At 64.9% G+C, this 13,257-nt stretch carries 13 protein-coding genes; 7 read left to right on the plus strand and 6 right to left on the minus strand.

Annotated features, from left to right (window positions below; all coding sequences use genetic code 11):
* From lpxA to JNO50_RS09370, 6 genes are all read left to right on the plus strand, one after another.
* Positions 1–774 carry an acyl-ACP--UDP-N-acetylglucosamine O-acyltransferase gene (gene lpxA / locus JNO50_RS09345; protein WP_189536074.1) on the plus strand — a complete coding sequence of 258 codons (774 nt, stop codon included), beginning with the start codon at positions 1–3 and terminating at the stop codon, positions 772–774.
* A gap of 8 nt (positions 775–782) precedes the next feature.
* A complete protein-coding gene (lpxB, locus tag JNO50_RS09350) occupies positions 783–1,952 on the plus strand; it encodes a lipid-A-disaccharide synthase (protein ID WP_189536072.1) in 1,170 nt (389 codons plus the stop codon).
* Positions 1,952–2,536 carry a ribonuclease HII gene (rnhB, locus tag JNO50_RS09355; protein ID WP_189536070.1) on the plus strand — a complete coding sequence of 195 codons (585 nt, stop codon included), beginning with the start codon at positions 1,952–1,954 and terminating at the stop codon, positions 2,534–2,536. The genes lpxB and rnhB overlap by 1 nt, the downstream gene beginning before the upstream one ends.
* Positions 2,533–3,036 (plus strand): DNA-deoxyinosine glycosylase, encoded by a 504-nt coding sequence (locus JNO50_RS09360; RefSeq protein WP_189536069.1) that lies wholly within the window; start codon positions 2,533–2,535, stop codon positions 3,034–3,036. The genes rnhB and JNO50_RS09360 overlap by 4 nt, the downstream gene beginning before the upstream one ends.
* A 79-nt stretch (positions 3,037–3,115) precedes the next feature.
* Positions 3,116–3,340: a hypothetical protein gene (locus tag JNO50_RS09365; RefSeq protein ID WP_189536067.1), complete on the plus strand. Its 225-nt coding sequence runs from the start codon at positions 3,116–3,118 to the stop codon at positions 3,338–3,340.
* Between the two features lie 13 nt (positions 3,341–3,353).
* Entirely contained in the window at positions 3,354–3,701 is a 348-nt protein-coding gene (locus tag JNO50_RS09370) for a 2Fe-2S iron-sulfur cluster-binding protein (RefSeq protein WP_189536065.1), read from the plus strand.
* A gap of 8 nt (positions 3,702–3,709) precedes the next feature.
* Here the strand turns inward: JNO50_RS09370 and JNO50_RS09375 are convergent, their stop codons facing one another.
* On the minus strand, positions 3,710–4,117 hold the full coding sequence (locus JNO50_RS09375; protein WP_189536063.1) for a hypothetical protein: 408 nt from the start codon (positions 4,115–4,117) through the stop codon (positions 3,710–3,712).
* Positions 4,118–4,199: 82 nt separating this feature from the next.
* On the minus strand, positions 4,200–5,693 hold the full coding sequence (gene fliD / locus JNO50_RS09380; RefSeq protein ID WP_189536061.1) for a flagellar filament capping protein FliD: 1,494 nt from the start codon (positions 5,691–5,693) through the stop codon (positions 4,200–4,202).
* Between the two features lie 262 nt (positions 5,694–5,955).
* Here fliD and JNO50_RS09385 point away from each other — a divergent pair, with 262 nt between their 5' ends.
* Entirely contained in the window at positions 5,956–7,362 is a 1,407-nt protein-coding gene (locus JNO50_RS09385) for an insecticidal delta-endotoxin Cry8Ea1 family protein (protein ID WP_189536059.1), read from the plus strand.
* On the opposite strand, the gene JNO50_RS09390 is transcribed toward JNO50_RS09385, so the two are convergent.
* From JNO50_RS09390 to JNO50_RS09405, 4 genes are read right to left on the minus strand one after another with little or no spacing between them, the layout of a single operon-like run.
* Positions 7,359–9,227, minus strand: coding sequence for a M3 family metallopeptidase (locus JNO50_RS09390; protein ID WP_189536057.1), 1,869 nt, complete (start codon positions 9,225–9,227; stop codon positions 7,359–7,361). The genes JNO50_RS09385 and JNO50_RS09390 overlap by 4 nt on opposite strands.
* A gap of 57 nt (positions 9,228–9,284) precedes the next feature.
* The gene (locus tag JNO50_RS09395; protein WP_189536055.1) at positions 9,285–10,403 is read right to left on the minus strand and encodes a tRNA nucleotidyltransferase/poly(A) polymerase-related protein; all 1,119 of its coding nucleotides are present in this window, start codon (positions 10,401–10,403) and stop codon (positions 9,285–9,287) included.
* Positions 10,400–11,353, minus strand: a complete 954-nt coding sequence (locus JNO50_RS09400) for a complex I NDUFA9 subunit family protein (RefSeq protein WP_189536053.1) — start codon at positions 11,351–11,353, stop codon at positions 10,400–10,402. The genes JNO50_RS09395 and JNO50_RS09400 overlap by 4 nt, the downstream gene beginning before the upstream one ends.
* A 17-nt stretch (positions 11,354–11,370) precedes the next feature.
* On the minus strand, positions 11,371–13,254 hold the full coding sequence (locus JNO50_RS09405) for a lytic transglycosylase domain-containing protein (RefSeq protein WP_189536051.1): 1,884 nt from the start codon (positions 13,252–13,254) through the stop codon (positions 11,371–11,373).
* Between the last annotated feature and the right edge of the window lie 3 nt (positions 13,255–13,257).

A 13,257-nucleotide genomic window follows, 5' to 3' on the forward strand; every position in this document is an offset into this window, starting at 1 on the left:
ATGGCGATTCACTCCACGGCGATCGTCGATCCGCGCGCGCGCATCGCGGCGGACGTCGAAATCGGGGCCTACAGCATCATCGGTCCGGATGTCGAAATCGGCGCAGGCACTTGGGTCGGCCCTCATGTGGTGATCGAAGGGCATACCTCGATCGGCCGCGCTAACCGCATTTTCCAGTTCTGCTCGCTCGGCGCGGTGCCGCAGGACAAGAAATACGCCGGCGAGCCGACGAGGCTGGAGATCGGCGACAACAACACCATCCGCGAATTTTGCACGTTCAACATCGGCACTGCCCAGGACGCCGGCGTCACCCGCTTGGGCAACGACAACTGGATCATGGCGTACGTGCATCTGGCGCACGATTGTCAGGTCGGCAGTCATACCATTCTCGCCAACAACACGACGCTCGCGGGGCATGTCGAGATCGGCGACTGGGTGTTCCTCGGCGGGTTTACCAGCGTGCACCAGTTCGCCGTGATCGGCGAACATGCGATGACGGCATTCGCCAGCGCGGTGGCGCAGGACGTGCCGCCGTTCGTGACGGCGTCGGGCAACCGCGCCGTGCCGTCGGGCATCAACAGTGAAGGCCTCAAACGTCGCGGCTACAGCCCCGAAGCGATCCGGGCGATCCGCAACGCCTACAAGACGCTCTACCGGCAAGGATTGGCGTACGAAGAGGCCAGAACGCAGATCGCCGCCGCCGCCCAGGCCCACCCGGAGCTCGCGCCATTCGTGCGATTCTTCGAGCGTTCCGAACGAGGCATCATCCGCTGAACGACACCATGACAGACAAGCTATTGTTTGCCAACGCCCGCGGGCTGAAGGTCGCCATGGTGGCGGGCGAAGCCTCGGGCGATTTGCTGGGCGCCCATCTGATGGACGCGCTGCTCGCACGCGATCCGGGCATCCGTTTTGCCGGGATCGGCGGACCGCGCATGACCGCGCGCGGTTTCACGACTTTCGTGCCCCAGGAAAAACTGGCGGTCAGGGGGTTGGCCGAAGTCGTGCGCCACCTGCCCGAGCTCATTGGAATCCGGCGCGCGCTACGCGCCCAGTTGATCGACGAGAAGCCGGACGTGTTCATTGGGATCGATGCGCCGGATTTCAACCTGGGCCTGGAGGCCGACCTCAAGGCGGCCGGCATTCCCACCGTCCATTATGTCAGTCCCTCGGTATGGGCCTGGCGTCCCGAGCGCGTGGACCGGATCGGCCACAGCGTGAGTCACATGTTGTGCCTGTTTCCCATGGAGCCCCCGTTGTACAGCCGGGCAGGGGTACCGGTGACCTATGTAGGCCACCCGCTGGCGAGTGAATTGCCGCTCGATCCGGACAAGCTCGCCATGCGCGAGCAGCTCGGATTGCCGCTGTCGGCGCCGACCTTCGCCCTGTTGCCGGGCAGCCGCCGCAGCGAGCTGGATTTCATGGGGCCGCTGGTGATCGAAACAGCCCGGCGTCTGCTGGAAAAGTTCCCCGACGCGCAGTTTCTCGTGCCGCTGGCGACCCGGCCGACGCTCGAGGAGTTCGAGCGGCAGCTGACGGCGCACAGGGCCTGGGAGTTGCCGATCCGCAAGCTTTTCGGACATGCCCAGATGGCGATGATCGCCAGCGACGTGGTGCTGGTCACCAGCGGCACGGCGACCCTCGAAGTGGCGCTGGCCAAGCGGCCGATGGTGATAAGCTACAAGCTGTCGGCGCTGACCTACCATTGGGTCAAGCGCAAGATCCGCCTGCCCTATGTCGGCCTGCCGAACGTTCTGGCCGGGCGCAAGGTGGTGCCCGAGCTGCTGCAGAAGGATGCCACTCCCGAGAAGCTCGCCGACGAGATCGAGCGGATCTACCATGACAAGGACTACCAGCGAGAGCTGGCGGAATTGTTCACCGGCATGCACCTTGCCCTGCGCCAGGATACCGCGGCGCTGGCGGCGGATGCCGTTCTGAAACTGGTGCGCTGATGCTGCTGTGTGGAGTGGACGAGGCGGGACGGGGTCCGCTCGCCGGCGCGGTCTACGCGGCCGCGGTGATTCTCGATCCGGCGCGTCCGATCGATGGCCTGGCCGATTCCAAGGTACTGAGCGAAGCCCGTCGCGATGATCTGGCGCTGGCGATCCGGGAGCGGGCGCTCGCCTGGCATGTGGCGTCGGCGTCGGTCGAAGAGATCGATACGCTGAATATTCTCAAGGCCACCTTGCTGGCGATGAAACGCGCCTGCGACGGACTGGGTATCGTGCCGGACTTGATCCAGGTGGACGGCAACCGTGTTCCGCCCGGGTTGCCCGCGCCGGCCGAGGCCGTCGTCAAGGGCGACGCCAAGGTGCGGGCGATCTCGGCCGCGTCGATTCTCGCCAAGACGTCGCGCGATGCCGAGCTGTACCGGCTCGACGCGCTGTACCCGGAATACGGCTTCGCCCGGCACAAGGGCTATCCGACGGCCGAGCATCTGGCGGCGCTGGAGCGGCTGGGACCCCTGGCGGAGCACCGCAAGAGCTTCGGTCCCGTCAAGGCGCGGCTGGCGGCCGGGCAGGGTGAGCTGTTTTGAAACGCTGCTTTGCGCCGGTCGTCGATAGCTCGACACGGGTGCTGCTGCTTGGCAGCCTGCCCGGCGACGCCTCCTTGCGCGCGGGGCAATATTACGGCCATCCGCGCAATCAGTTCTGGATGCTGATGGGCGATGTGCTCGGCGCGCCACTGCCGGACATGGACTATCCGGAGCGGTTGACTTGTCTGCTGGCTCATGGCGTCGGATTGTGGGACGTGGTGGCCGAGGCGCATCGTCCGGGCAGCCTGGACACCGCCATTCGCGATTTTCGGCAGAACGACCTGATCACGTTGTTGGAGGACTTGCCGGATCTTGCCGCGATCGGTTTTAACGGCACCACGGCCCACCGCGTGGGACTTCGCGCCCTTGGGCGGGCCGCCGCCGTGCCATGTCTGTTGTTGCCGTCCAGCAGCCCGGCGCATGCCGTTCCCTACTTAGGCAAGCTTGCCGCGTGGCGCGAACTTGGCGGTTTTCTTGGCGATGGCGGGGGCCGGCGTTGACGCCGCGCGGACGCCGTCCTAACATGAAGTCCAGCCTTTTCCCTCAGCCGGGCTTTGGGACGGGTGTTCCGGAGGAAGAATGAATCGCTACTGCATTTGGTTTGTCACACCGGACGACAGCGTGATGCGTCGTGCCGAGGTTGTGCTCGACGACACCATTCATAACCATCAGGTGCTGGAAATCATCGAGGCCCAGCTCGCGGTGGACTGCGGCCTGTCCCAGGTGATGATCGTCGACTGGAAGCGCTTCGAGGAGACGCAGTCGGCCGTATCGGCGGGCGCCCCGCCGATCAGGGCGGCCTGACGCGCCGTTTCTCATGCCCCGGGTCGTTTTCTGGAAGGAGGGCGCCGGCGAGCCTTGCGCGGCGCTCGATGCCGAACCTGGCGATTCCCTGCTGGATCTGGCCCGGCTTCACGACGTTCCCCTGCACTGGCGTTGCGGTCAGGGGACGTGCGGCACCTGCGTGGTGCGTCTTTCTCACCAGGGCCAGCCCGGCCTTGTTCCCGTTTCGTCAAAAGAGCGCAACGTCCTTGCCCGTGCCGGTTTCGCCGATCCAGAGCGCCAGGCCTCGCCCGAGTGGCCCGACCGGCCGGATGTCGCGCGGCTCGCCTGCCATTGTCGGGCCGGTGATTCCGAGCTGACCGTGTATTTTCTTGCGCGCTGACCCGGCTCTCAGAATTTCACGACCACCACTCCCTGCAGCGGCGTGCGGCTGTGCAGGATGATATTGCCCTCCGCATCCAGCTCATCCAGACAGCCGGTCCTGCGCAACCTCCCCGGATGCTCTACGCGATAAACGGTGACGCTCGGAACATTGCCGCGTTTGTGGCGGATGGCCTCGATTCGGTGTTCGTACAGCCCGCTGCGGGTGATCGTCCAGTCATGGATGTCGATGCACGCCTCATATTGGCGCTGGCTGCGCTGCAGAAGAAAACTGGTGATCAGCACGGTCGCCTGAATGGCGCCGAGCAGCAGTTTTTGCGGAAGGCTGTCCAATTGCCAGTAAAACACTGTCATGCAAATGGCGGCCACAGACAGGCAGGCCGAGTGGCGGCAAGCGCGAGAGTGCGTATGGTTCATGGGTTTTGATAGCACGCGGTCGTTATTGTTGTTGTTATTTTAAATGTATCTATTTCTAATGTCGATGCCAAATGAGAAATTGTCAGGCGACGGCGTTCACCGTGTTGCCGGAGCGCGACCCCGATGCCGATGGGAGCGACGCGATATTGCCGATCAGGGCGGACTGCACGGAGTAGGGCGACGACAGCGCATAGATGCTCGCGTATTGCATCATCGCGTAGAGTTGCTGGGCGGTGAGTCCTCCCCCCTTGGCCGTGGAGGCCTGGCTGATCAGCAGGCTGGCGATGCTGCCGGGCAAGGTGCCCTGGGCTGGCCGGTTCAGGACGTTTTCCGTGGCGAGCTGTTTATTCAGGGCGGTGAGCGTCAGGGGGATGCTTCCCGTGCCGAAATTGCTGTAGCTATTGGAAAGGTTGTAGAACGACTGGGCGGCGGTCCGGATCAGCCCGACCGTGCCATTGGTGTCGGAACCGAAGGCCAGTTGCAATCCTCCCGAATTGAGGGTCAGTGTGCCACCGAGGCCGTAGCTTTGCGGGAACTGGAAATCGATGCCGATCTGTAGCAGGGAGGTCAGGGACGAACTGCCGTTGCTGAAACTGCCCAGCGCCATGTGGTTGAGGTCGCCGACCAGCCGGTTGGCGATCGGATCGCTTCGCAGGCCTCCTGTCACGCCGGTCTGGATGTTGGTGCCGATCAAGGCATTGATGGAGGTCTGGAGCGCATTGAACGCGGAGACGAACTGCTGGGCGCTGTCGGAGACGCTGCCCAGGCTGGTGGCCACCGATATCTGTGTACTCCCTGTCCCCGCAAGATTCAGGTACAGGCCGTTGCCGATGCCGATGCCCGTGTTGCCGGCATAGCTCGATGCCACGCTGTTGACGCTGAATGACGCATTGCTACCCTGTTGCGTCAGCGTCATGCTGCCTGGCGATGCCGGCGTCCAGGCGAAATTGGCCAGCGCCGCATCGCCGCTGCTGGCGACCGTGAAACCCTTGCTGCTTCCAGGTGAATTGCTCGCCAGAACAAGGTGATAGAGGTTGCTGGCGTCGGACACGATCGTGGCGTTGATGCTCGATCCGGACGTGTTGATGGCGTTGGCGATACCCGCCAGCGTCCCGTTGGCGATGGAGATCGTGGCCGGAGTGCTGCCGTCGGAGGTGAAGGTCGTGCCGCTGACCGTTCCGGTCTGTACTGTCAGGGAGCCGGATCCGATCACGCTTCCCGTGCTGGCATAACCGTTGCTCTGCAGGGTTTGCGATTGCGCGAGGCTGTTGACGGAGATGGTGTAGTTGCCGTTCGTGGTGGCGCTGCTCGAGTAAGCGGTCGCGACCGAACTGTTGCTGCTGTTGGCCACCGGCTGCATGCTCTGCCAGGTGGAATACAGGGATTGCAGCGTGCTCTGGAAACTGTCCAGCGCGGACAGCAGTTGGCCCAGCGACGAGATGCTGACCTGGGTGCGGGCCGCGATCGACGTCGATGGGGTCTGCGCTGTGCTTGCCGTGTTCGATACGGGGCTGAACAGGCCGGACAGCAGCGTATAGGTCGGCAGAAGAATGTTGGGGTCGATCAGTGAAGCCATGACGACGCCTAAGCTCGGCATACAGTAGTGATATCGTTATAGCGCCCCTGTCGACCGCTTGGCGAAAAACTTGAGGCCGGAGCGCAAAAAAAGTGTCGGGCGGATGTGTGGCGGCCCGGTTCGGGAAAAAGACGCGCGGTTACGGTCAGGATTACCGGCGTTTCGGGAAATCCGGAAGAAACCCGGGGTTTCGTCTCCGATCCAATCCTGTCCATTCACCAGTCGGCGCGCCGGCCAAGGAGGCAGGATGAGGATTGACGGTTTGTCTTTCCGACGGAAGCGCCGCCGCGACCTGCCGATCGAGGATCCACTCGAGGACCTTAAGGCATTGATCCTGCTGGGTTTGTCCATGATTCCCGATGTGGGCGCCATATTGTCCACGCTCGCCTCCCTGCTGTGGCCGTTCTCGGCGCAGGACGTATGGGAAGAAATTCGCGAGCGGATCGAGGCGCTCGTGAATCGCAAGATCGACGAAGCCGTGTTCAGTTTGCTGCACAGCCGCCTGAACGGCATCGGCCACTCCCTCAAACTTTTCCTCCGCGTCAAGCAGTCCGGCGATGGCGAGCTGATCCGCATGCAGTTCGTGGCGTGCAACACCCTGTGCGTAGAGGCCGCCAGCGAATTCCGCAACAAGGATTTCGAATGGTTGCTGGCGCCGTTGTTCGCCATGTTCGCCTGCATTCACATGGCCTTGTTGCGCGATTGCGTGTTGCATGGCCGGGAGTGGGGGATGAACGAAAATGTCTACCGGGTGTTTCTTGAACAGGCCCGTCAGGTGCTGGCGGGCTACAGCGCCTATCTTTGTCATGTGATCGCCCGCGAGGAAGCGCGTCTGACGAAAGACGAGCCATCCGGGGGCGGACCGCACATGACCGATTACTATCAGTACTGGCAACCGTACAAGCAGCAGAGAACCGTGCTGCTGGACGATTTTCAGCGCATCCTCGCGCATCTTGACGCGGAGGCGTATCCGGCGCGGGCGGACAATATCGAGTTCGGGGATGTCTATAGTCCTGCCTATGGCACGGCGGACGATTGGGATGACGTTTGCGCCGGGTGGGCCAAGTGGGTGACAACGCCATTCGGCCAGCCGTTGGCCGATATGCGGAGTATTTATCTCGAGTATTTCAACTTCACCCCGCGCATCGTGACCATGAGCTATTACCCGGGCAACGGACCGAAAGTGTGGGGTGCGGAGCGGACCGATTCCTGTGGAATCATCGCGGAAGAGGTCCGGGGCGTGGAAACCGCGTGCTTCGAGCTGCCCTCTCCCGGAGCGGCGCGAGGTTTTTCTTTGAAGAAAGCCTGGGTGCGCTGCGGCAGCATACCCTTGTCACTGATTCTCGTGCCGTTTTCCGGGAATAGCCTGACGCTGTGGGATCGGCGCTCGCCAAGCGGCGGAGACTGGTACGCGGTCGAAGTGCCGGGCAGGGCGTTGACGACGCTGACCCTGTGGGCACGCAGCTATTACTACGACAGCGATGCGGGATGCGTGATCTTCGGATTCAGCCGCGATCCTCGCCATGTGCCGGAGCGCGCCCGGGTGGCCTGGTACGTGGGAACCCCTCCGGGGAGCGAGGCGCCGCCCGGCGGGCTCGGGGTTGGGGAGGCGGCGGCCCGTCAGGAACGGGAAGCGTTCTGGCGGGCCATCATGCAGATGCGCGGCTAATGCACCATACCCGGGTAGCGGTCGGCGATCCAGCGCTCGAAATTGCGGCACATGGCCTCGTCTCCGTCGTGGTTGTCCGCGATCCGCTCGCTACCGTGAACGATGCGGATATCGGCATCCAGTGTTGCCGGCGCCGTATCCGGATAGGCGCGGCTTGCCGCGTCGGCGATCGCCCGGCGGGCATCGTTCCAGGCCGCCTCCACGGTACGGGTGCAACTGTCGGCGAGGTAACGGGCCGAGAAGCCTTCGCCGGTGAGGCTGATCAGCGTATCGTTATGGCTGACACTGTTGCCCGGCGCCCAGTAATGGCGCGCCAGCGCGGGACCGACTTCCGGGTTGTCGGTGATATGGCCGTAGGTGCGCAGGAACCAGGCGCGCGTTTGGTAAACGGCCATGTTGGCCAGCAGATAGCCGTGGTAGGACGCCGCCGACTCCTGGTTGAGAAGATGGGGGATCGCCAGCAGCGGACGCGGTGAAACGGGCAGTCCGAGGATGCGCTGTTCGGCGTCCCGTGCCAGTTGCTTTACGCGTTCCGGGGTCAGCGCCTCGTCGGACAACTGATAGAGATCCCGCTCGAAGTAGGGCACCACCAGGATCGAGCGCTCGTTGAAGGCGGCGAACGGCTGGTTGGCTTCGATGCGCGCGCGGATGAGCTCGTCGGGCATCGCTTCTCCCCGGGCATCGCGCGCGTAGCGTTTGAGCCAGTCGGCGTCCTCCAGCACGCTGTCGCAGAACATGGACTGGGTTTCCGCGTAGGCCATCGAGGTTGGCGGAAACTCCTGGGAAAAGCACGGGGCGTTGCCGGTGACGTTGGCGAAGTGCGCGGCGTGTCCGCCTTCATGGAACAGGGTATTGATCGCGCGGCTGCCGCTGCCGACCTGATCGGGCTTGGCCTCCGAGGTGAAGTTGACCTGCGCGGCGACCCAATTGCCGTTTTCGTCGAAATAGGACGGAATCGGGCCGTGGCAGAATCCGTTCTGGTATTTGCCCGGGCGCTCGAGCAGATCGAGCTGCATCCGGGCGCCCCGGTAGGTGATTCCCATGCGCCGGAAACTTTCCACCCAGCGCGTGAGCGCCTTGCCGAACGGCAGGTAAGGGTCGCTCTGGCGCCGGATGTCGCCGGATGTCATGTAGCGGAAATTGTGCGGCAGCAGCGCATCGCTTCCCTTGCCGCAAGCCAGGTCGTCCAGCGCCCGGCGATTGGCGTCCCGGGTGCGGACTTCGAAATCGTCAAGGATCGCGAACAGGTCTTCTGTCGACAGGCGCTCGTTCTTGCGCACCTTGTAGTCGAAGTAGTCGCGGTAGCCCAGGCTTCGAGCCAGGCGGTTGCGCTGGCGCACGATGTCGAGAAAACCGTTGGCCAGCACCCAGTCCTCAAGTCCAAGCAAGGCCTCATGCGAGCTTTTGCGCGAGGATTCGGACGGGTTCGTGCCAAGATTGGTGGACAGGATACCCAGCGTGGCCGGCTCCTCGTGTCCTTCGGCCGTCACGTGCGTGAGCGCCAGATCCCGGCGGCGGGCGAACAGCCCGGCCTCCATGTCGATCAGCCTGGCCAGGTGCTCCCTCGCTTCGTCGCTGTCGATGATGTTGCATTCGAACAGTTGCAGCCAGCCGTTCAGCCCGCGCCGAAGGTCATCGTGCTCCCCGGCGGAGGCGCGCGCGTCGAGTTCGGCAAGGTGGCGGCGCGTGGCGGCAAGTCTGTCCGGGTCGGAAATGAAGGCCTTGTACTCCTGCTCTGCCCGGGCGAAACCGGCATGGTCGTCGCTGATGGCCATGTACGTATCCCAGAACAGATCCTCCTTGGCCTTGTGAACAGCCAGGTAATCCCGGTTCAGCTGATGAAAAAACTCGCGAGCGCCTTGCATCGGAATGGTGTCTCCATGATTCGGTGGGGGTATGGACGAGCCAGTCTGATCTGTTTGTCATTGACGGTCAAGCGAGGCGGCCATGGCGGCGACGCGTGCCGCATCGACACGCGCCGGAATCAGGGCGGCGGGTTGCGTGGCACGGGCAACGGCCCCCGCATCGATGCCGCGCGCGGCCGCCAGCGAGGTGTTTAGCCGCGCGACCGGTCCGGCCAGCCCCCCGGGAGCGGCCAGGGCGCAGGCGGACAGCAGCGCTCCGAACCGTTCAGGACGGCGCAAGGCATCGGTGGCCTTGAAAAGAGCCAGCATGGCGTCCGGCGCCAGACCGTCGGCGCCGGCGATCTCGCGCTGCCGGGCGATCAGCAGATGCGCCAGGTCTCGACACTCGCCGGGGACGCGCAAGCGCGCGCACAAGGCGTCAAGCCCTGGTTGCGGCAGCCGGTGCGCGAGGAGGGCGAAGCGGATCTCCAGCGCGGGATTTTCTGCAGCGGCTGCGTCCAGCCGGCGCAAGGGGTGGGCATCGTCGTCGGGATCGCCCAGCGACGCGGCCAGTTCGGGCGCGACCCGCGCGAGGGCACCGATTCCATCCAGGATCCGGAAAAAACGCGAAGGCCGCGACTCCATCAGGGCGCGGGACATCTCCTGCCAGACGCGCTCGGCGACCAGCGCGTCGACTTCGCCGCTGCGCACCATGTCGCGCATCAGCTCCGCCGTCTCGTCCGCCACGGTGAAATCGAAGCGCGCGGCAAAGCGCGCCAGACGCAAAATGCGCACGGGATCCTCGGCGAACGCCGCGCCGACATGGCGCAGCAGGCGCCGGGACAGATCGTCCTGTCCGCCGTACGGATCGATGATCGTCCCGTCCTGGTCTTCGGCCATGGCGTTGATGGTCAGATCGCGCCGGGCCAGATCCTCTTCCAGCGTGACGGAGGGATCCGTGTGGAACACGAAGCCATGATAGCCCGGGGCGGTTTTGCGTTCGGTGCGGGCCAGCGCGTATTCCTCATGGGTGCGCGGATGGAGAAATACCGGAAAATCCTTGCCCACCGGACGGAATCCCATCGCCAGCATGTCGTCGGGGGTGGCGCCCACCACGACCCAGTCGCGATCCTTGACCGGCAGTCCGAGCAGGCGGTCGCGCACGGCGCCGCCGACGGCATAGAATTTCGCGGTCATTGCGCTCGTCCCGCCCGGGTTCGCCAGCGGGCGCGCCGCTGGTTGACTTCCCGGGTCCCCAGGTAGTCCGGAGCCACCGATTCGACGGCTCGGGGGGCGAAGCCCAGCAGTTCGGCGGGAAACCCCTGCCGGCTGATATTGTCGACCGCCAGCGAGCGGACATTGTCGCGGCTCATCAGCGGCACGCCGGGCAGGCACTCCATCACGGCGGCCTGCAGCATGGCCAGGCCGGCCGGGAGCGGCAGGATGGGGCGCGGATGTCCGGTGAGGTCGCCGACATACGCGACGAGTTCGGCAAGGGTGTATTCCCTCGGACCGACCAGATCGAGCGTGACGCCGACGCTTCGCCGGTTGTCGATGACCTGTTCGGCGGCGCGGGCCACATCGTCGACCCATACCGGCTGAAAACGGGTTCCGGCGCCGGCCAGCGGGAGCACGGGCAGGGTGCGCGCCAGGTCGGCGAACAGGTTCAGGAACCGGTCGCCCCGGCCGAAGACCACCGATGGCCGCAGCACCGTCCAGTCCAGTCCGCTGCCGGTCACCTGCGCTTCGCCCGCCGCCTTGCTGCGCAGGTAGTGGCTTGGCGCGTCCGGCGCGGCGCCCAGCGCGCCGATGTGGATCAGGCGGCGGATGCCCCGCTCCTGGCAGGCCGCGACAATCGTGGCCACAAGCCGGTGGTGGACGTGATCGAAGGTTTTCACGCTGCCGTGCAGTATGCCGGCCATGCTGATCACGGCATCGTGTCCGGCGAGCACCGAGCCGAGCCGGGCAGGATCGCCCATCTCGCCACTGACGAGGTCGACCAGCGGCAGCAGCGAGAGGGCCGCGGGACAGCGCGCCGGATGGCGCGACAGCAGGGTGACGCGCACCCCCCGCGCGGCGAGACGCGCGGCGATACGGCCGCCGATGAAGCCCGTGCCGCCAATGATCGCGATACGTTGGTGTGTCATCGAAAACTCCTGATTGCTTAGCGTGCCGGAATGGTACCCAGGCGGGTTTTCAGGGACAGCTTTTCACGGCCCATGCCTGTTGAGTACCAAGAGGCATTGGCCATCACTTTCTGTACATAGTCGCGCGTTTCGTTGAACGGAATGGTTTCCGCGTACACCGCGCCTTCCAGCGGTCGGACATCCTGCCAGTTGCGGGCCCGGCCCGGACCCGCATTGTAGGCGGCGGTGGCCATCACCGCGCTGCCGGACAGATTGTCCATCACGTACTTCATGTACCAGGTGCCGATCTGGATGTTGGTCTCGATATCGTTGATGGCGATCTTGTCGCCCAATCCCATCTTGCGCGCGGCCCAGCGGGCGGTGGCCGGCATCAGCTGCATCAGACCGCTGGCGCCGACGCCGGAGCGGGCGATGGTGATGAAACGGCTCTCCTGGCGGATCAGCCCGTAGATCCAGGCGTCGTCGAGACCGAGCTGGCGGGCGAAGCGCTGGGTGATGTCGCGATAGGGCGTCAGGTAGCGCAGTGAATAATCATGCTCCTTGCGGGTGCGTTCAGCGCTGTAGATCGCCATGTCGAAAAAACCGATCTTGCGCGCCATGTCCGCGGCGGCGAGCAACTCCATGTCCGTGCGGTTGCGCATCGCGTAGCGCCATTCCACCTGCGCATCGCCACGAAAATCGGCGCGATTGCGGTCTTGCGCCAGTGCGAACAGCGCGAGGGAGCGGCGCACCGACGGATCCTTGCTCATGCGGTTGATGTCCGCTTCGGAGGGCCGCGCCGTATCGCCCTGTTCGGAGGCCGCGTTGCCCAGTTCGTCTAGTGCCAGCAGTCCGTAGTAGTGGTGGCCGGCGCTGACCCGGGCGAACAGCGCATTCGCTTCGGTCGCCTTGCCGTCGCGCTTGAGGCTGCGGCCCAGCCAGTACTGCCAGGCGGGACGGGCCGCGATATCCTCAGGCATCGCCCGGATGACGGTCTGCAAGGCCTCCTGCCGGTCCTGGCGCAATTCGGCGCGCGCCCACCATTCCCACTGGTCGCGTGTCAACTGGGATTTGTCCGCGCGGGCGAACCATTCGGAGGCCTGCGCGGTATTCAGTTTGCGGGCGGCGAACAGGGCCAGTTGCCCCCAGGCGAAACCGCGTTGCGCCGGGGTCAGTTCGTCCTGGCGGCCGCTCAGAATCTGCGCAGCGCCATTCACATCGTCACGGCCCTTTTGAACGATGCCGTAAAGCAGGGTTTCCTGCCCGGCCGGCGTGCCGGGTGACGCTTTCAACGGGGCGCCAAGCGAACCGGTGTCGAGCGGCAGGTCGGCGAGGGCGGCAAGCTGCCGCGCCTGGGTGACGTAATTGCCGGACAGCAGCAGCCGCATGCGCCGCAGCGCCCAGTCGCGCGTGACCGCGCCCTTTTCCAGGGCGAGCGCCAGGAGACGGTTGCAGCCGTCGCCCAGCGGCCGCGGTTCGAGAAAGCGGTTGAGGTTCGCGGGCGCCGCGCCCTGGCGCATCGCCAGCACATCGCCGTAACACTGGGCCTCTTCGTCGCGGCCTTCTTCGGCGAGTTTGGGCCATTCTTCGGCGAAGCGCGTCCAGTCTTCCCGCTTGCCCAGCTGCTTGAGCCAGTCGCGGCGGATGCGCTCGGCGAGAACACCCTCGCGGGCCACGGACAGAAATCGCGTGATCTGCGCGTCGTCCTGGACTTCCAGCGCCTTCTGGGTGAGCCAGTAAGCGGGGTACAGGGAGAGCGGGTTGTCGCGCGGCGCCGTGTTGGCGATGTTTTCCAGGCGGGGGATGTCGTTGGCGCGCGCCGCGTCGCGCGCCGTCAGCAGGTCGCCGTCGAAACCGGCGAAGGCCGCGGCGGGCGCAAAAAAGGGCAGCAGGGCCAGGCAGAGCCGTGAAGGATTGTTCATGGA

Origin of the sequence: Paludibacterium paludis, assembly GCF_018802605.1 — a bacterium.
Taxonomy (GTDB): domain Bacteria; phylum Pseudomonadota; class Gammaproteobacteria; order Burkholderiales; family Chromobacteriaceae; genus Paludibacterium; species Paludibacterium paludis.

Bases quoted from the DNA above. Each gene is read 5' to 3' on its own strand.
- lpxA (WP_189536074.1), top strand. From the start codon at position 1: ATGGCGATTCACTCCACGGCGATCGTCGATCCGCGCGCGCGCATCGCG.
- lpxB (WP_189536072.1), top strand. From the start codon at position 783: ATGACAGACAAGCTATTGTTTGCCAACGCCCGCGGGCTGAAGGTCGCC.
- rnhB (WP_189536070.1), top strand. From the start codon at position 1,952: ATGCTGCTGTGTGGAGTGGACGAGGCGGGACGGGGTCCGCTCGCCGGC.
- JNO50_RS09365 (WP_189536067.1), top strand. From the start codon at position 3,116: ATGAATCGCTACTGCATTTGGTTTGTCACACCGGACGACAGCGTGATG.
- JNO50_RS09370 (WP_189536065.1), top strand. From the start codon at position 3,354: ATGCCCCGGGTCGTTTTCTGGAAGGAGGGCGCCGGCGAGCCTTGCGCG.
- JNO50_RS09375 (WP_189536063.1), bottom strand. From the start codon at position 4,117: ATGAACCATACGCACTCTCGCGCTTGCCGCCACTCGGCCTGCCTGTCT.
- fliD (WP_189536061.1), bottom strand. From the start codon at position 5,693: ATGGCTTCACTGATCGACCCCAACATTCTTCTGCCGACCTATACGCTG.
- JNO50_RS09390 (WP_189536057.1), bottom strand. From the start codon at position 9,227: ATGCAAGGCGCTCGCGAGTTTTTTCATCAGCTGAACCGGGATTACCTG.
- JNO50_RS09395 (WP_189536055.1), bottom strand. From the start codon at position 10,403: ATGACCGCGAAATTCTATGCCGTCGGCGGCGCCGTGCGCGACCGCCTG.
- JNO50_RS09400 (WP_189536053.1), bottom strand. From the start codon at position 11,353: ATGACACACCAACGTATCGCGATCATTGGCGGCACGGGCTTCATCGGC.
- JNO50_RS09405 (WP_189536051.1), bottom strand. From the start codon at position 13,254: ATGAACAATCCTTCACGGCTCTGCCTGGCCCTGCTGCCCTTTTTTGCG.